General features: G+C 44.6%; 18 protein-coding genes and 3 pseudogenes. 1 reads left to right on the forward strand and 20 read right to left on the reverse strand.

Going from position 1 to position 18,007, the window contains the following annotated elements:
• Positions 1–80: 80 nt before the first annotated feature.
• The 12 genes and pseudogenes from ACVR1G_RS06835 to ACVR1G_RS06890 form a co-directional block, all read right to left on the reverse strand.
• Positions 81–1,874 carry a serine hydrolase gene (locus tag ACVR1G_RS06835; protein WP_447452442.1) on the reverse strand — a complete coding sequence of 598 codons (1,794 nt, stop codon included), beginning with the start codon at positions 1,872–1,874 and terminating at the stop codon, positions 81–83.
• Between the two features lie 19 nt (positions 1,875–1,893).
• Positions 1,894–2,331, reverse strand: a complete 438-nt coding sequence (locus ACVR1G_RS06840) for an acyl-CoA thioesterase (RefSeq protein ID WP_447452443.1) — start codon at positions 2,329–2,331, stop codon at positions 1,894–1,896.
• A gap of 60 nt (positions 2,332–2,391) precedes the next feature.
• A complete protein-coding gene (locus ACVR1G_RS06845; protein ID WP_447452444.1) occupies positions 2,392–3,105 on the reverse strand; it encodes an ABC transporter permease in 714 nt (237 codons plus the stop codon).
• Entirely contained in the window at positions 3,098–3,823 is a 726-nt protein-coding gene (locus tag ACVR1G_RS06850) for an ABC transporter ATP-binding protein (protein WP_447452445.1), read from the reverse strand. Before ACVR1G_RS06850 ends, ACVR1G_RS06845 begins: the two co-directional genes overlap by 8 nt.
• 420 nt (positions 3,824–4,243) lie before the next feature.
• Complete coding sequence (locus ACVR1G_RS06855; RefSeq protein WP_447452446.1) at positions 4,244–4,375, reverse strand: hypothetical protein; 132 nt, start codon at positions 4,373–4,375, stop codon at positions 4,244–4,246.
• On the reverse strand, positions 4,372–4,722 hold the full coding sequence (locus ACVR1G_RS06860) for a hypothetical protein (protein ID WP_447452447.1): 351 nt from the start codon (positions 4,720–4,722) through the stop codon (positions 4,372–4,374). Before ACVR1G_RS06860 ends, ACVR1G_RS06855 begins: the two co-directional genes overlap by 4 nt.
• A 182-nt stretch (positions 4,723–4,904) precedes the next feature.
• Positions 4,905–5,024, reverse strand: a pseudogene (locus ACVR1G_RS06865) (CPBP family intramembrane glutamic endopeptidase); the annotation flags it as partial.
• Between the two features lie 42 nt (positions 5,025–5,066).
• Positions 5,067–5,897: a CPBP family intramembrane glutamic endopeptidase gene (locus ACVR1G_RS06870; RefSeq protein ID WP_447452448.1), complete on the reverse strand. Its 831-nt coding sequence runs from the start codon at positions 5,895–5,897 to the stop codon at positions 5,067–5,069.
• Between the two features lie 125 nt (positions 5,898–6,022).
• Complete coding sequence (locus tag ACVR1G_RS06875) at positions 6,023–6,709, reverse strand: ABC transporter permease (RefSeq protein ID WP_447452449.1); 687 nt, start codon at positions 6,707–6,709, stop codon at positions 6,023–6,025.
• Positions 6,702–7,427, reverse strand: coding sequence for an ABC transporter ATP-binding protein (locus ACVR1G_RS06880; RefSeq protein ID WP_447452450.1), 726 nt, complete (start codon positions 7,425–7,427; stop codon positions 6,702–6,704). Before ACVR1G_RS06880 ends, ACVR1G_RS06875 begins: the two co-directional genes overlap by 8 nt.
• Positions 7,428–7,443: 16 nt before the next feature.
• Positions 7,444–8,283: a CPBP family intramembrane glutamic endopeptidase gene (locus ACVR1G_RS06885; protein ID WP_447452451.1), complete on the reverse strand. Its 840-nt coding sequence runs from the start codon at positions 8,281–8,283 to the stop codon at positions 7,444–7,446.
• Positions 8,284–8,328: 45 nt separating this feature from the next.
• Complete coding sequence (locus ACVR1G_RS06890; RefSeq protein ID WP_447452452.1) at positions 8,329–10,137, reverse strand: serine hydrolase domain-containing protein; 1,809 nt, start codon at positions 10,135–10,137, stop codon at positions 8,329–8,331.
• A 545-nt stretch (positions 10,138–10,682) separates the two neighbouring features.
• On the opposite strand from ACVR1G_RS06890, the gene ACVR1G_RS06895 reads away from it, so the two are divergent.
• Positions 10,683–11,222 carry a helix-turn-helix domain-containing protein gene (locus tag ACVR1G_RS06895; RefSeq protein WP_447452453.1) on the forward strand — a complete coding sequence of 180 codons (540 nt, stop codon included), beginning with the start codon at positions 10,683–10,685 and terminating at the stop codon, positions 11,220–11,222.
• A 36-nt stretch (positions 11,223–11,258) separates the two neighbouring features.
• Here the strand turns inward: ACVR1G_RS06895 and ACVR1G_RS06900 are convergent.
• From ACVR1G_RS06900 to ACVR1G_RS06935, 8 genes and pseudogenes are all read right to left on the reverse strand, one after another.
• Positions 11,259–12,210, reverse strand: a pseudogene (locus ACVR1G_RS06900) (IS30 family transposase).
• A gap of 479 nt (positions 12,211–12,689) precedes the next feature.
• Positions 12,690–12,881: pseudogene (locus ACVR1G_RS06905) on the reverse strand (NAD(P)H-binding protein); the annotation flags it as partial.
• A gap of 47 nt (positions 12,882–12,928) precedes the next feature.
• Positions 12,929–13,864 carry a dimethylarginine dimethylaminohydrolase family protein gene (locus tag ACVR1G_RS06910; RefSeq protein ID WP_447452454.1) on the reverse strand — a complete coding sequence of 312 codons (936 nt, stop codon included), beginning with the start codon at positions 13,862–13,864 and terminating at the stop codon, positions 12,929–12,931.
• Between the two features lie 12 nt (positions 13,865–13,876).
• On the reverse strand, positions 13,877–14,779 hold the full coding sequence (locus ACVR1G_RS06915; RefSeq protein WP_447452455.1) for a cation transporter: 903 nt from the start codon (positions 14,777–14,779) through the stop codon (positions 13,877–13,879).
• A 4-nt stretch (positions 14,780–14,783) separates the two neighbouring features.
• Positions 14,784–15,203, reverse strand: coding sequence for a MarR family winged helix-turn-helix transcriptional regulator (locus ACVR1G_RS06920; RefSeq protein ID WP_447452456.1), 420 nt, complete (start codon positions 15,201–15,203; stop codon positions 14,784–14,786).
• A 403-nt stretch (positions 15,204–15,606) separates the two neighbouring features.
• Positions 15,607–17,235 (reverse strand): chaperonin GroEL, encoded by a 1,629-nt coding sequence (gene groL / locus ACVR1G_RS06925; RefSeq protein ID WP_447452457.1) that lies wholly within the window; start codon positions 17,233–17,235, stop codon positions 15,607–15,609.
• Between the two features lie 69 nt (positions 17,236–17,304).
• Positions 17,305–17,589: a co-chaperone GroES gene (gene groES, locus ACVR1G_RS06930; protein WP_447452458.1), complete on the reverse strand. Its 285-nt coding sequence runs from the start codon at positions 17,587–17,589 to the stop codon at positions 17,305–17,307.
• 118 nt (positions 17,590–17,707) lie between these two features.
• Positions 17,708–18,004: a DUF202 domain-containing protein gene (locus tag ACVR1G_RS06935; protein ID WP_447452459.1), complete on the reverse strand. Its 297-nt coding sequence runs from the start codon at positions 18,002–18,004 to the stop codon at positions 17,708–17,710.
• Positions 18,005–18,007 lie beyond the last annotated feature (3 nt).

An 18,007-nucleotide genomic window follows, 5' to 3' on the forward strand; every position in this document is an offset into this window, starting at 1 on the left:
CAGATAAGGCCAAATCAGTTTTGGGTGTGGTTCGATCATTTTGTTGTCTTTAGTCATTAGCATTTTTTCCTTTCATAATCTTACATGCCCCACCACTGGTAAAGGTCAAAGAAGTAGATAAACCAGAGAGTCGCAAGGCTGGCGGTTACGCTCAGACCGTAGTGTAGCTTGGCTCTCCAGTCCAGCTGTCCCTTGGGTCTGAAAATCAGTCGCCAGATGAGGAGACCCACCAGGGCCAGACCGATCACGGCAAAGCCAATAGCTAGGAATGGGATGGTGTCAACGGCCCGAGAGCTAAATAGCATGAACAAAACACCGAAAGTTAGACCTGCTAGGGTAATCAGTCCTGCCAGTAAATGCTGCCAAAGCTTGGGCTGGGCGGGTACAGTTTTCTTCTTCAGCCTGCGAATTAGCCAAGTTATAGCGCTGATAAGGAGATGGCCGAGGGCATAGATAACAGCTAGCCCTCCCGCTATAGCAGTACCGTACATAAGCCAAACCTGTCCCTGAGGGACGGACAGATAATCTGCTATTGGTAAACTGATAAGCTCTCTGCCATCTGGAGTTTTGGCGACATTGTAAAAATGGAAAACCCCTTGGCCCAACTCAGTCTCAAAGTTTTCTGACTGACTCTGCTTGGTCATCAGAAGATTAAAGGCAGACAAGGGGCCTTCTACAAAGGTTCTTGAGGTCAGATAGGTTCCGGAATAGGTATCCTTAGGCCGTTTAGCCAGAGGGGAGTCCTTGTATTTCCCGAAGATCAATTCAGGCATTTGATAATTATAAATTTTCTCACTAAACTGATTAGTCATGACGACCAGACCGACCTTGTTTTTCAAATCCAGCTTAAGACCGTTAGAATAACCTCTAGTGTTGCCACCGTGTTCGGTGACCGCAACGGCACGCTGCATGACCCAGAAACCATGGCGATTTTTGGGAATCTCACTGTTTCCATAAACATCACTGACTCTGAAGAGCTCATCCCAAGTCGCCTTTTTGTCAAAGAGAACGCCCGCTTCTTGCTTGAGCAAGGCTTGAGCATAGGTCTTGAGGTCGCTCAGTGTACTAATGATTGACCCTGCAGGGTAAGGACTAATGAAGAATGAAGCCTTGCCAATAGATTTTCCTGTAGGATCATAACTCTGATTAAAGGATCGCTCTTTTTTTACATAGGCGTTGTCAGACAAATCAGGTTTGATGGAAGTATGTTTCATTCCTAAAGGCTCAAAAATTTCCTGTTTGACATAGTCAGCGAAGACCTGACCGGTCACTTCCTGAACAATATAGCCGGCCAAGGCCGTCCCCCAGTTGGAATAGGCGGTCACCGTTCCTGGCTCATAGACTTGGGGTGGTTGGACCTGGGCCAGATAATCCTTGAGACTGAGCAGGTTCTCAACCTTATCAGTCTGTAACTTTGTACCACTTTCCTGAAAACCAGCCTTATGATTCATCAAATCCAACATGGTGACAGGTTTGTCAAACCTGAGGTTTCTGAGAAAGCCCTTGGGCAGATAAGTTCTGATATCTGCCTTGAGGTCAATCCTGCCAGCCTCGACCTGTTGCATAACACTAATCCAAGTTACCGTTTTGGTTGTAGAGCCCCACTCAAAGACAGAGGTTTCATCAGCCTTGATGCCCTTTTTCTTATCCATATAGCCAAAGTGTCCCTCGTAGAGGGTCTCGTCAGCGGTGAAAACCGCTGTTTCCATACCAGCGGTCGTGTCCTTGTGCTGGTCCACAAAGGCTTCAATCTTGCTTCCGATGTTGTCATAAGTGTTGCCAGACGGCAGTTTTTCGCTGGCCTGAACGGCTGGAGCTGTTAGCAGGCCCAGCGCTAGCAGACCAGTTGTTAAAAGCTTTTTAAACTGTATCATCTAAAAAACTCCTTTCTGCTTAAGCTCTTAAATCGTGAACATCCTGACTTTTCTGATAATCAACCAAGGCTCGATAAAACTCTGGAAATCCTCGCTTGATATTGACCAACTGACCCAGCGGATCGATAAAATAATGCTCTGTCTTGCCCTCGAAAACCAGCACTCCGTCCTCTACTCGGTACATGCGGTAATAAAAGACACAGCGGACCCCATTGAGCTTGATAATCAGCGTGTCAATCTGGATATCTTGGGCGAAGGCTGTACTGTTTTTATAACGGCAGGACAACTCTGAGACTGGCGAAATCAGCTGTTGCGCCTCTAAGCGCTCATAGCTGTAACCCAAATCATTTACAAAGGCAATCCTAGCTTCTTCCATCCAGCGGATATAGTTGGAATGATGGACAATGCCCATCTTATCGGTTTCGTAGTAGTGAACTTTGCGTGTGTAGCTGTACACAGTGCCCTCCTTATTTTGTTAGACTGTCTATTTTGATTTTCTTTAAGTATTACCTCTACCTCAGACTTCTCGCTGATTCAGCCTTCTCACCAAAATACCATAGGAAATTAGGATAACCCCTGCAGAAGTTCCAGCTAATAGAAACAATAGGGCAGGATTTATTCGGAGGGCTCCAATCAAGAGGTTGGTAAAGGGCGCCATGATTACTAGTGCAGACACAATAGTGGCTGGTAGAGAATTCCTCCAAAGGCCAATACAAAGACTGACCATTGATATAGCAACAGTGATGAGACTAGCGCTTAAGATGGACCATAACATCAATCCTAACCAAGCAAGGTCTACAGCAAAAGACAGCAAATGCCAAAGGGCGTTACTAGCCATGAAGAAAGGCAGGAAGATTGTGGTCCCTATAACCATACTGAGTACAATGAAGACAGCAAGCAAAACCAGTTTGGCCAGAAGCACCTTGGAGCGTTTAACAGGGTAGCTAAAGAGTAAACTTGCATTTTTGCCACTATACTCGTTGACCACCAAGCGACCAAACATGACTGCTGCTAAAACCGCAAAACAAACAATCATCAGAACAGAAAAGAAACTAGTGAAACCAGTGGGTGTAGCCATCGGGGAACCCCCGGGTTCCCTTATCTCGGGATTCTCACTCGCAAAACCTCCAATGTGTAAAACAGCAAGGACAAAAAGGTTAATCAAAACAGCCGAAATGATATAAGGTTTAAGATTGGTGCGTTTGAGTTCAAGGTTGATCAATTTAAGCATAGTCGCCTCCTGTCATGATAGATAAGAAATAGTCTTCCAGACCGTTTGGATTTTCTTTTCTGATTTGCTCCATCGGCACTTCCCGAACAATACGGCCACCAGCCAGCACACCGATGGTATCGGCTACATGCTCGATTTCACTGAGGATATGACTGGAAATCATCAGAGTCATGCCCTCGGCAGTCAGTTCCTGAAAAAGAGTCCGCATCTCCCGAATGCCCATAGGGTCTAAGCCGTTGATTGGCTCGTCCAAGATGAGCAATTTGGGCCTGTGGACAATCGCTCGGGCAATGGCCAGGCGCTGGCGCATCCCTAGGGAGAATTTGGAGACGGGTTGCTGACTGGTATCAGCTAGACCAACCCGCCTGAGAGCTGCTTCAATATCCTGACCTTCCCGGTCCATATAGGCTAGGTGAATAGACAGATTGTCCTTGGCAGAGAGGTGCTCATAAAAGATGGGCGTTTCGATCAAGAGACCGATGTCTGCCAAAATTGCAGAGCCCTGACTATCGGCACTCTGACCAAAAATGCTGATTTGACCAGCTGTCGGCTTGATGAGCCCTGTCACCGCCTTAAAAATCGTAGTCTTGCCAGCACCGTTGGCTCCTAGAAGCCCGTAAATGCTCCCCTCCTCTACGTGTAGGTCACAGTTGCTCAAGATTTCCCGACCAGAGTAGACCTTGCTCAAGCCCTGTGTTTCTAAAATCATTGTTGTCATTTATTTCTCGCTTTCTTCGGATTTATTTTTCCACCAATAGCTTCTGTAAAATGGACGCTCAGCCTCTGTGCTTGCTTCCTTAAAAAATTATCTATCTAATCAGCTGATCCGTAAATATCTGATGGTGTTTAGCTAGTGAACCTCATTATAAAAACCAACCAACCGGTTTTTTTCTAAAAAAAGTGGGACAACCCTCTATGTTAGCTGCGCTGTCACCTGCAAAATACCCTCATCTCCGAAGATGACGTATAAAAAACCAGAAAGTCGCAAAACTAGAGTTTCCCACTCTTTATATTTAGAGCCTACTCTAGATCCGTCACTATCCCCTTAGAATACAAGGTGAAAAATTCACGTAAACCTTGCGGATGGCTAGAGTTATGATGCGTAACGAGGTGAGAACGGTTTACGCCAGCTCTATCGCTAATCCTCATTAAACTCATGGATAAGTTCTGTCAGCACAATAACAGCGCTGAAAGCCAGTGCCACACAGGCCCAGCCCAGTCCTCGGCGTTGTCTTCTTTCTTCCTTACTCAGCAATTTTATCTTTGTCATAACGGATACCTCCTATTTGCCTTGAGCCGTTTAATCCTGTAATGATTGGACAGAATAGTTGTTGTGCCTGCTGCCAGCAGTCCCAAGCCATTAAGCGGACTGATCAGTGTGACCAGAGCCCCCGCACCTGCTACAGCATAGCCAGCTTTTCGACCTAACCTAGCATATCTGAGTCCCGTCTCACCAGTGGTAGCCTTCAGTAGAAAGGCTTTATTTTTCTTAGTCTGTTGTTTCAGAAAGTCCTTTCGCCGCTTCTGCTGCCTAATCAACATTTGTTTCTGCCTGTCTAAGAATGCTTTATTTTGAGCAAGGATTTTCTCATGAATACTTTGTCTTGAGTGTTCCATAGATATCTCCTTTTATGATTATACTGACCGGTCGGTTTTTATTATTAAACACAGTATAACAGAAAGAACAAAATTTGTCTAATATTTTCATAGCCGCTACTTAAAAACTCTAAGATTGAGGTCAGCGGCTAATACACAGGCGGGCAAGATCGTGTCTGCAGCCTGTTAAGGAGACTGAGCGTCCAAAAATTCTTGAGGAGAATACTGAGCAACCAGAAGCCCCAGCTCCAGCCAAAGGTCCAAGCCAGATAAGGCCAGATGAGTTTAGGGTGCGGTTCGATTGTTTTGTTGTCCTTAGTCATTAGCATTTTTTCCTTTCATTAGTCAGAAAAACAGTGCTCAGGTCAGAAATTTCTTACCTCCTGCGTTCGTTCCTCCTTATCCGTCCGGTACCAGTGGTAGATACTGAAAAGGGTCAAGAGCGCCAGACCACCAAGGTAAAAAATCGGATTGATTTTAGATAAATCACCATCTGCAGCTTCGTTTATACCAACAAAGCTTGCGGTAGCAACATTGCATAGTACATGGAAGAAGTTACAAGCAATAACCGATCGTGTTCTCTTGTAAAGCGCAGCATACCAGAAAGATTCGACTATACAACTGACAAGAAAGGCCATGAAAGACATTTGGCTTCGATCATAAAATCGGTCGTAAAACCAGAAAGGGATATGCCAAAGGGTCCACACGGTACCCACAAGGACGGTCGCTAGAGGAAAGGAGAATTTTTTCTCCAAAGCTGGTTGCAGGAAGCCCCGCCAGCCAGGTTCTTCCATGCCTCCTCCCAAGATAGCTTGAAAGATAAAGCCCAATGATATTATCGCTAATGCTCCGTCTATTAATCTGCCACTAGAGGCTAGGGCATAAATGACTATTAGGGCTCCACCGTAGATAAGGAACCAAAGCCAAGTCCCTCTTCTGCCCGAGAAAATAAAGGAAATGGTAGCCTTGAGCCCTTTCTTTTTGAGCACAATCAGACTAGCTGTCATTGGTCCGAAAACGCCGATGGTAAAGAGAGTCCCTTCAAGAACCAGATAGGGCATAGGCGGATTTTCCGGCCAAAGGTTCTTGAGGAGAATACATAGTCCCCAGAAGCCCCAGCTCCAGCCGAAGGCCCAGGCTAGGTAAGGCCAGATGAGTTTAGGTTGAGGTTCGATTAGTTTTGTGTCTTTAGTCATTAGAAATAACTCCTTTCCTAGTTAATGATTTTCCTTTTTCCGAAAGTAAATAATTGCTACGCTCAGTAGGAAAAGGCTGGAGCCAGCCAAAGTCCCGTCTGCATGAAACTAATCTGCATACGATATCAAACCTCCATTTTCCTGATACGCTGGCTGAGTAAGCCGGTGATTGCTACAAGGGTAAGAAGAGAGAGAATAATGGCCAGACTGATAGCAGGGAGGCCAGTCGCTAGAATTCCGGTGATTGTACTGGTTGCAAAACTGATAATGATCACTGCGCTGACAATAGTAGCGGATACGGAATTCATCAGAAAACCGATTAGGAGAGCTAATGCAGATATAGCCAGAGCTATCATAGCAGCGCCCAGACCGATACTCCAATACTGGAACAGTTCTGCTAGGCCAAAGTGGTAGAGCAGACTCCCATTGAGTGGTCCCGCCAGCATAATCATCAGGCCAATCAGCAGGCTGCTTACCATGAAAGCAGTTAAGATAAACCCTGCTACTAGAAGAAGTTTGGCTAGAAAGATGCTTTCGCGTTTGACAGGATAGCTAAAGAGCAGGACGGCGTTTTTTCCGCTATACTCAGTGATCATCAGGCGTCCGTACATAACCGCTCCCAAGACACTGAAACAAAGTGTCAGCAAGACTCCCAGATTGCTACTAGTCGTTAGCAGATTTGCGGTCATGATTTGATTTGAGCTGATTCCACCGAACATTATCAGCGAATTACAGAGAAAAATCGCTAGACTGGCTACGATATAAGTTCTGAGATTGGTTCGCCTCAGTTCCAGTTTAATTAGTTTAAGCATAAGTTCCTCCCATCATGATAGTCAAGAAATAATCTTCCAGGCCGTTTGGATTTTCCCTGCGGATTTGGTCCATGGAGACTTCTTTGATAATCTGACCACCAGCCAGAACGCCAATCGTGTCAGCCACATGCTCGATTTCGCTCAGGATATGGCTGGAGATGATGAGAGTCTTGCCCTCGCCAACCAATTCCTGAAAGAGTGTTCGCATCTCCCGAATACCCATGGGGTCCAGGCCGTTTATGGGCTCGTCCAAGATTAAGAGTTTGGGTTGGTGGACAAAGGCACGGGCAATAGCCAAGCGCTGCCGCATGCCCAGAGAGAACTTGGAAACCGGCTGTTTACCTGTGTCGGCCAAGCCAACCCGTCTAAGAGTCGCCTCAATAGACTCACCTTCCCTGTCCATATATGCTAGGTGAATAGCCAGGTTTTCCTTGGCTGATAGGTGCTCGTAGAAGATTGGTGTCTCAATCAGGAGGCCGATGTCAGCTAGGACAGCAGTTCCTTGACTGTCAGCGCTCTGGCCGAAAAGACTAATCTGGCCGGCTGTCGGCTTGATAAGGCCGGTCACTGCCTTGAAAATGGTTGTCTTCCCAGCGCCGTTGGCTCCTAAGAGACCGTAAATAGTTCCCGCCTCCACGTGCATGTTGCAATTACTCAGGATTGTCTGGTCTGAGAAGGTCTTGTTCAGATTCTGAGTTTCTAAAATCATTGATGCCATATGTTTCTCACTTTCCTTATTTTAAGTTTGCAGGCGCGGTTTTGGGCCAATTTTTGAAGACCATAAAGGCTATGATTCCTATGCAGAGCACAGTTATAAAGCCTTGTTCACCTGCAAAATAGGCTATATTCGGATCTGTGCTAAGGGGGCTAAATACTGCCTGATCAAAGAAGTTATGGGCACCGTGAAGAAGGATGGGAGGAATGACACTCCCTGACACACTTCTAAGCCATGACATAGGGACTGAGATCATTAGAATCTCTACCATAAACATCAAAAGGCCATAGATTAGGTTGGTTGCTGACTGGTAATGGCCTGATATGATGAGTGGTAGGTGCCAAACACCCCAAATACCTGCGCTGATGACAATCGCCCTAGTTCTGCCATATAGACGCTCCAGCAGGGGGTAAAGGAAGCCCCGCCAACCTATCTCTTCTCCCGCCGCAGCTCCCAAGCCAAAAACTAGGGAGAGCCCCACATAAAGGAGGATAGGCATGCGATTGGTTATCTCAGTAACCAAGTGCCCAAAACCTGTAGTCGAATCCCTCAATATAGACCAAGCGACCGTATAAGATAGCATCAGGTAAACGAATGGTAGAGCCACTGCCAAGGCATTATCCTTTAAACCCGCTCCCTGCCAGCCCAAGACCCTGTCTTTTCTATAATGGATCTTGGAGGTAATGATGGCAGCCAATCCTGGCACCCACATTAATCCAAAGATTAGCAGTTGAGAGGGATGGATTATATAGACTACCTCCAGCAGGATACTGGCTGGTATTAAAATGCTAAAAAACAGCCTCAATGCTTGGTGATCAACGCTCCTTCCGCCTCTCTCTCTTATTTTTTTATTGAACATCTCTTCCTCCTCTATTAAACGGTTTGACACGACATCTCCTCAATCCTAGATTAACCACCACTGATAGAGATCCCAGTAATAAATGAAGCAGATCATGGATAAGCCTGCTAGCCTTGTTAGGCAGATATGCAACCGGGTCTTCCAAGGTAGCTGAGGACCAGTCTTCTTTTTCTTCCAGTCATCAAGGATAGACTTAAGCAAGATAAGCACAGCAAGAGGGGTCAACACAGCGAGCAGAAGGTTGTGCCAGTCCTGTTCATTGATGCCCTGCATTCTATGAGTAGCTACCATCATTAAGGTCTGATAGATAAAATGACCCGATAAGCCTCCTAGAAGGAGGGTTAGGCCTAAGGATAGGCTAGAGTTCTTATCCCTTATCCCTGCTGACTTCCCCTTAATTTTGCAGAACAACCATCGAACGACCATATAAATCAAGTGACCTAAAGCATAAAGAAGGGCTAGGACAAAGGTTAATATACTGCCATAGTTGAGCCAGACCTTCCAACTAGGTTGGGCTAGATTATCCATAGCACCAGAAGCAATCACTTCTCTCCCATCTTCTAACTGATCTATCTCATAATACTTGTTCAAGACACGATTCTTAAAGGCAGGGGATTGCGCATCGCTAGTGAACAGAAGTTCTAGGTAGGAAAGGGGGCCGTGTTCGATTCTTGCACTGGATACATAGTAAGGATTCTTTAGTTGCACAGCCTTCTGCTGTTGGGCTTGACCAAAGACCAACTCCAACATTTTGTCATTGTAGGTCTGTTCTGTCTGTTGATTAGTCATAACCACCATACCGATGCCATTTTTCAAATCTAACACTAAATTGCTGGTGTAGCCATCCATTCCCCCAGGATGCCCTGTAACAGCTACCCCATACTGGGTCTCCCAAAAACCATGCCTATTCCTTGGAATGTCGCTATTGGGATAGTAGACACTAGGGGTGAATAACTGCTCCCAGGTCTCCTTATGCTTGAAAATTGGACCTTCCTCTTGTTTTAATAGGGCTTGTCCGTAGGTTTTCAAATCACCCAAGGTACTGATAATAGCACCAGTTGGATAATCGTTAGTGTAATCGTCGGCCTTTCCTCTCAGTTCTCCTGTAGGATAGTAACTATGATTACGCTCCCGTTGCTTCTTGACCAAGGCATTGTCAGAACGGTCCGTTCTAATCAGGCTGTGCTTCATCCCCAGAGGCTCAAAAATATGACCATGGACATAGTCCGCAAAATCCTCCCCACTGACCCTCTGAACAATATAGGCTGCTAAGGCAGTCCCCCAGTTACTGTAAGCTGTGACCGTCCCTGGCACATCAATTTGAGGAGGTTGCACCTCCCTCAGAAAGTCTTCTAAAGAGAGGGCCTGGGCTGGACTCTCTAAGAACATATTGGAGACACTCTCCTGAAAGCCTCCTTGATGATTCATCAGATCCAACATGGTGACAGGCTTATCAAATTTGAGATTTTTGAGAAATCCCTTGGGCAGATAGGTCCGAATATCAGCCTTCAAGTCGATGTGACCTGCCTCCACCTGTTGCATAACACTAAGCCAGGTCACCGTTTTAGTGATAGACCCCCATTCAAAGACTGCTGTCTCATCCGCCTTAAGCCCTGTCTCTTTATTCATGTAGCCAAAATAGCCTTCATAGATAGTAGTGTCAGCCTTGAAAACAGCGGTCTCCATAGCAGCGGTGCTCTCTTTATTGTCTTCGACAAAGTTGGTAATCTGATTTCCAATCTCCTGAGAACTCGTCCCTGAGGGCAGTTTCTCATCCGCCCTGACAGGTCCTCCGATTAAATGGCTCAATAACAGTAACACTGTAAAGATGATACATAGTAGTTTTTTCATCATAATGTTTCCTTTCTAAATTGATAGGTGTCGGTTAACCCAACTCTAGCCTAATACTCTTTGAAAATCAAAACTATACTTTGTTGACTTCAGCTTGCCGTAACCAAGTACGGTCTGCACTTTGTCGCCTCGTCTATTTTTGATTTTCGTTGAGTATAAGCCTTTCTGTCGTCCAGAGCAAGCAACAAGTTGTTGACCCCCTCTGCAATAGGCTTTCTAGTTGTTTTTCTATGATGATTGCTTATTTTTTAAAGGGTAATATTTTTGAAAAATCCCACAAAACAACCTAAATCACTCCTCCTCTTTCACTGTAAAGATAGGTTGACAAGTCTGTCAACCCATCTTTATAAAAAGCTTGTCTGATTGGGCATTAGCCAATGTCAAGATACCTAGTCATACTCTGCAAAAATCAAAATGGATTAGCAAGATGTCATTTTGCCACACTCCCTTACTATCTGCAGATTGCCCTTGGTTATCAACTACCACCAGTACCCCACTTTTTATTGATTTGTGGTAGAATAGTTAAAAACTGCTAAGGAGGTGAACCGATGGAAGAAATCGCCAGCAAATTGCAGGAAGCCCGCCATACTGCGAAATTGACCCAAGAAGAGGTCGCCCAACGTTTATTTGTAACTCGGCAGGCTGTTTCTCGCTGGGAACAGGGCAAGACCCTTCCTAATATTTATGTCTTAAAAGATCTAAGTCAGATTTATCAAGTGGACCTCCGCTACTTCCTAGGAGAAACAGGGGGAAACAAAAAATCATTAAACATCTGGGCCTTGATTGGCATCATCACCTTCAATACCTATTTTCTGACAACAGTTGGTATCTTCCTCCTATTTTGTATTCTGGTAATCTGGACCTATGTTACCCTCTTTATCATCTCCCCATTGGCCTATTTCTTTAATAAAGGGCAAATGTCTATCTACCTGTTTCCCGACCTAACCCTGAAAGTAAACAGTTGGGTCTGCCTACTCCTTTTTGTGATTGGTTTGGCAGCCCTCCCCTTAGCCCTTCTCATCAGCAGACAAGTCTGGCAACTGACCAAACGCTATATTCGCTACAATATAAAATCTATCTATCACTAGGCTGGTTTAAATAGCCATCTCTTATAATCTCATTTGTCAAATTAAGTTAGACATTTTCAAGTTAGTCAGAAAAACTTGATATGGTGTTTGATAATTTAAAGATTTCCTAGGAATCCTATTTCTTTTATCAGCTATAGCTGATAAATATTTTTGGGAAATACCATTGAAGTCCATCTGCTTAGGAAGTCCGTGTCGTCTTAATAGGCCGTTAGAATGCTCATTAAGACCTCGTTGACCTGGGCAGCCTGGATCTGCAAAGAAAATGTCAATATCATGTTTATTGGAAATGGACTTCCAATTGGAGAACTCTTTCCCAACATCAAACGTAATGGACTTGAAGAGATGTCTTGGAAACTTTGACAACCACTGACTGACGGATTCCTCAATAGCACTCGCGTTTCGTCCATTTGTTTGAAGTGTGATAATGGCTTTTGACTGCTTCTCAACCAGCGTTATAACGGCACTTTTATGATTCTTGCCAACAATGGTGTCCCCCTTCAAGATGACCAAATTCACTTTCGAACTCTGGATACCTTTCAGTACGCTCACGAATATCTCTGCGAAAAGCTTGTTTGCCACGCCTTTCCTTCTTCCCATTAGGTTTTCGTTTCCCTTGCCAGGGTAAATCATTTTTATGGAAGATACCACGGTCAGCTAAGCGATAGAGGGTTCTCATAGAACAAGGGATGTTATCAGGATAGGTACCTTTTATCACATCGAGACTCCAATCTGATGCTAGATAGGATTGAATAAACTCTTGTACTGGTTTGGTGAGTTGGGTCTTTTTCCGGCCACAACGCTTCTTGTTAGTTTTGTAACGCTCATAATAGTCATAAGCCGAATGGCCAGCTTTCAGAGAAGAAAGAACATTGTAAATCGTTTGTCGTGATCTACCAAGTGACTTTGAAATGTCACAAACTGTCTTACCTGCTTGGTAATATGCCTCTATCATTACGAGTTCGTTTGTGGTAAGATGGGTGTAGGTCATTTATGTTAGTTCCTTTCAGACAAATGTGGTAGTTTATCTGAGCCTAACATAGATGGCTTTTTCTGTCTAGCTTAATTTTACAAATTGGGTTTCAGCTGCTCAGAAACTTTGAGACTTTAGGGTTACTCAGACAGTCTGGGAGGTTGAAAATAGAGCAGACGACAGCCTGGCTCACTTATTTGAAAGCAGTTGCTATCGTCCGATATCGCCTAAGGAAGCATCCAAAAAACTTTGTAGGTCATCAAAACACGGCAAGATGCTCTCGCCGTGTTTTTTTGTCTAATGTTTCTTATCCGCCATTGTCGTTAGACTCAATGACAATCAAAAGCAGCCTAGGAACGGCAACCGACGGTAGAAAACTGTTACAATCTTGTTTCAAGGGAACAGGCTGAAAAGTGCCACTGGAGCCTTTCCCTCATCAAGGCGCTTGACAAGGGATAATCTTGATTGTCGAAGAAGGCTATATGGCTATAAAGCTGTTAACTGGCTCCAATACCAATACTGTCCTTACTCAATTGATTGGGATTTTTGGCAATGTCAACAAAGACCGCAGCAACACTTGCGCGGGAAACGGAGAAGCCACGCTTAAAGAGTTCGTCGCGTCTGACCAGCCGATAGGCAATCTTGAGTCTCTTGGTCAGATGTGTCGGCCGCAAAATAGTATAGTCTAAGCCGCTGCTTTGTCTGTTTCAGACTGGCTTGGTTCTGTCCATCAGTCTTATTTCTCCCTCTCCAGCGGACAGGAAGCACAGCGGAAGGCGCCTTCGAGGAAAGCGTGCCAGGTGAACGAGAGGGGCAAGGGAGTAAAGCCGTGTTTTTTCAGATCCTCCTGCAGCTTCTTATGCCGCTTTTGGACGACGACCTTCTTGTTTCCCAGAACCAGAACATTACCGGCCATTTCCTGTCTGACCTTTTTATCAATATCAATAAAGGTAAAATCAGCCAGCTCTTCCGGCAGTTCTTCGAGGACCTCGCGGCAGATGATTGCTGTCTTGGGGCCGATAATGGTCATGCAGCAGTCCAGGTGGAGGATGGCGCTGTCCTTGATACGAATGGGGATAATCTTCCAAGAACTGTCCAGCTGTTTTCGCAGCCAGTTAACTCCAGGCAGGTTGCTGGCGTATTTTCCGATACCGACAAAGACATTGGGGTAATCCACAATCACATCACCGCCCTCCAGACAAGCCGTTTCATGCTGGGACATGGTCGCTACCTTCTTATTTTTTTTGAGGTCAGCGACAATTTTTTGATAGCCCAGCCTTTCTTTTTTGCGCATATCAATCTGGAGATTGCCCTCAATGAAGAGGTCACCTACGGACATCGCACTGTCTCGAGCATACATCTGCCCCATTCCCATTTCCTTAGGCGGCAGGGTAGCAGGGTAGTCAATCGGCTCAAGCTTCAAGACCTCTACCTGGTGTTCCTTCAGCAGTTTTTCAAAGTCAGCCAATTCTTTTTGATACTGCTTAGTGATAAAATAGGGGACCTTTTTGCCTCGCAGCAGAGGAAAAATCGTATTGTTTCTTAACTTTTCCCACCAAGGTTTATTTTCCTCATTTTCAATAGCATGGCTATCCGGAAAATAGAGCTTGCTGGCGTCACCGATGATTACGGTTTTCAAAGGGTCGTATTCGTTATAAACATTAATCTTCATGGTTTGTTCTCCTTAGTAAATATAGTTTAGGTCGATAAATTCATAGGTTTGTCTGAGTTCTTTTAAAATAGCGCCTTTCTTGCTGCTCAATTGATTGAGATCTATCCTTTGAGCCTGGCTGTCCAGCTGGAGATAAACCTCAAAAGACATGCCGACCTTGTAGACCAGGCAATCCCCGATAAGGTTTTCCCCATCAAAATGCCTGCGGATACAGGTCTCAATCTCCTTTTTTGCCTGCCCCTGCTTCAAGGCTCCGCCTGCAATCTCAATACTGGCACTGCGGACAATTGACAGGGGCTCCTTAATGGTGATGGCAACCAACACAACTGTGATGAAGAAGTCACCAGTGTATTTGAGAAAACCTAAAGGAGAGTCTGCATCAAGCATAAATACCAGCAGCGCAGCAACCCCGACACCAGCTGAAATCATCCCGTCAACCAGCGAATTTTTGCTTTCAGACAGCAGCATGGTGCTGGCTCCGCCGATTTTCTTATTCTGTCTCTTATAGTAAAAAGACAGACTGAGGCAGAGGCAAACCATAACAAGCGTGTAGGGGACAACAGGCAAAGCATTGAGAATGTCTCCCTGTCCGTGGACAAAATAGCGGTAAGCACTGATAGAGACGGTAATTGTTGACGAAGTCAGCAGCAGCAGCGACAGGCTGGATTTCAAAAGGGCATAGAGGGGCTCCAAAATAAAGAAACCGTTGGGAAATAAGTCTGTCCTCTTGGCACTGGTTTTGGAAATAAAGATAGCCAGCAGACCGGAAAACAGGGCAATGATGGTGTAATAGGCATCAATAAAGAGGGCCTCAATTCTGGTAATGCGGTAAACAATCAGTCCCGACAGCCCCATCAGAACATTCATGACGATACCAACCATCAGGGCTTTCTGTTCAATCTTCTTTTGTTCCATTCAGCTAAAACTCCTTATTGATCTTTTCAATCAAACGGTGCAGGTCTTCTTGTTCCTGATCGCTTAAAACGGACAGCATTTCCATAAAGACCTGATCAGCCAGAAGGAAATTCCTGCGGCTGTGCTCTTGCAAATCGGGCACCAGCTCCAGATAAGAGACCCGTTTGTCCTGTCTGGAAGGGGTTTTTAAGACGTAGCCCTTTTTGGTAAAGTTCTGGATAATGCGGCTGGCAGCCGGTCTTGAAATACCAGCCTTAGCAGCAAAATCAGTCAGACTCGTCTTACCTAAACCGTAGAGTATCTCAATGTAGTGGCTGTCACCAGCAGATAATTCCGGAAAATCCTTGCTCCTGTTCGGGTTATTCTGATAGCGGATTAGAGCCTTATCATAGACCTGTGAAAAAAGCTGGGCAGTAGATGGCATTGTTTTCCTCCTTTTAGTTAACAAAGGTAATTACTTTTGTTAACTAATTTTAGACTAAAGAAAAAAGATTGTCAATCAAAAACCTGTCTTCCTGAAAACAGACCCTCTGTCTCAAATAGGCTGCGGCCTAAAAAACAGCGTCTCCCTCCGATTTCAGGCAGGAAATCGGATTCATTGAATTATTTTCAGAATATTTCAAACTTTTTCTTGACAGATTAAAAAATCGACTTATCAAATACCAAACTTTGGGCTTTAGAAACTCTAAGCAGTTCAAAACTAAAATTTTCATCGATTTGAATGGTGAGATGCTCTCTTAAAAACGCAAAGGGGAGCCAAATTAAATCGCATCAAAAAAAACTAGCCATCATTGGGCTAGTTTTTATAGCTTGTGCGCATGCCTTTATTACATCATGCCACCCATCATACCTGGATCCATAGCTGGTGCTGCCGGTGCTGATGACTCTTCTGGGTGATCAGCGACAACAGCTTCAGTTGTTAGAATGAGGCTAGCAACAGAAGCTGCATTTTGCAGGGCTGAACGGCTAACTTTGACAGGATCAATGATTCCTGCTTCAACCATATCTACCCAGCTTCCATCGGCTGCATTAAAGCCTGTACCAACAGCGCTAGCTTTAAGTTTTTCGATGATAACAGAACCTTCATAGCCAGCGTTACGGGCAATTTGACGAACGGGTTCTTCAAGCGCACGCAGGACAATATTACGGCCAGTTGCTTCATCCCCCTTCACATCAAGAGAGGCAACTTTTTCAATGACATTAACAAGGGCTGTACCACCACCGGCAACGATACCTTCTTCAACAGCAGCGCGGGTTGCATTAAGGGCATCTTCAATGCGGAGTTTCATTTCTTTTAATTCGGTTTCAGTCGCAGCACCAACCTTGATAACTGCAACACCACCAGATAATTTTGCCAACCGTTCTTGCAACTTTTCACGATCAAAGTCTGATGTTGTTGTTTCTAATTGTGATTTGATCAAGTTGACACGCTCTGTAATGGCAGAGGCTTCTCCAGCTCCTTCAACAATCACTGTTGAATCTTTGTCGATAGTGATTTTAGCAGCCTGACCGAGAGAAGCAATGCTGGCATCCTTGAGTTCCAAGCCAAGGTCTTCGGTAATGACAGTACCACCAGTCAAAACAGCAATATCTTCCAGCATAGCCTTGCGGCGATCACCAAAACCTGGTGCCTTAACCGCAACAACATTAAAGGTTCCGCGAATCTTATTTAGAACCAATGTAGGCAAAGCTTCACCATCAACATCGTCTGCGATAATCAAGAGCGGGCGGCTGGTTTTAAGTACTTCTTCTAAAAGAGGAAGTACATCTTGGATATTTGAAATTTTCTTATCGGTAATCAAGATATAAGGATTATCCAGATCAGCAACCATCTTTTCGTTATCGGTTACCATGTATTGAGAGAGGTAACCGCGATCAAATTGCATCCCTTCAACAACGTCCAATTCAGTTTCCATACCACGGGATTCTTCAATGGTGATGACACCGTCATTGCCAACTTTTTCCATAGCTTCTGAAATGTATTCACCAACTTTTTCAGAACGTGAAGATACAGCAGCAACTTGTGCAATAGCTTCTTTACCAGAAACTGGTTGAGCGATAGCTTTTAAGCCTTCAACAGCTGTTGAAACAGCTGTTTCGATACCCCGACGGATACCAATTGGGTTGGCACCTGCCGTAACATTCTTAAGCCCTTCGCGAACGATGGCTTGGGTCAAAACAGTGGCTGTAGTGGTTCCGTCACCTGCAATATCATTAGTTTTTGAAGCAACTTCTGAAACTAATTTAGCTCCCATGTTTTCAAAATGGTCTTCTAGTTCGATTTCCTTAGCAATAGTTACACCATCATTCGTAATCAAAGGTGAACCAAAGGATTTTTCCAAAACAACATTACGGCCTTTAGGGCCAAGCGTTACCTTAACAGTATCTGCCAACGCATCAACCCCGCGCACCATAGCGGAACGGGCATCAGCTGAAAATTTAATATCTTTTGCCATAATAGTTACTTTCCTACTTTCTAAAGTTTCTATTTATAAAATTACTACAGACATGGATCATCTAGCCGATTAGGCTAATACAGCTAAAATATCTGCTTCGCGAATGATTGAGACCTTGTCATCACCGTCTTTGACGTCAAGACCAGCTCCATTTTCAACGAGTACTTTATCACCCGCAGAAACGCTTGGAGCAACGAGTTCTCCTGTCAAGGTACGACTACCCTGACCAACGGCTACAACAGTCGCTGTTTTAGTGGCTTCATGAGAGCCGCCCGCTAGAACAAAACCACTTGCTGTCGTTTCTTCTACTTCTTCAAATTTTACAACAATACGATCACCTAATGGCTTCAACATAATAAACCTCCAATATTTTTTAGCACTCTAATATCTTGAGTGCTAATTACACTTATCATTGTATCATTTGGTCAAAAATAGTCAAGAAAAAACTCTGTCTTCCGACAAAGTTTTTGTTTTATTTTGCTTTTGCCCGAGTCATCTTTTCTTCAAAGTCATCGATAACTTTTTGGACATTAAGGCGCCCCTTGTAAATACCGTAGCCAAAGAGCAGCATTCCTAATACTCCCAAGATAATCAGGACAATACCGATAATACGAACGACGAGATATGCTGAAAGCAGATAAACTAAGATGATACCAATGCTAGCAATGAGAAACATCAGCGTAAACCAACGTCCTAGATTTTCAATCATATGCTTTTGGTAGGCAATCTCCTTCTCATAACCGGTGATAAATTCTTTTTCTGTCAGCATAAG

The organism is Streptococcus dentasini (assembly GCF_053206945.1).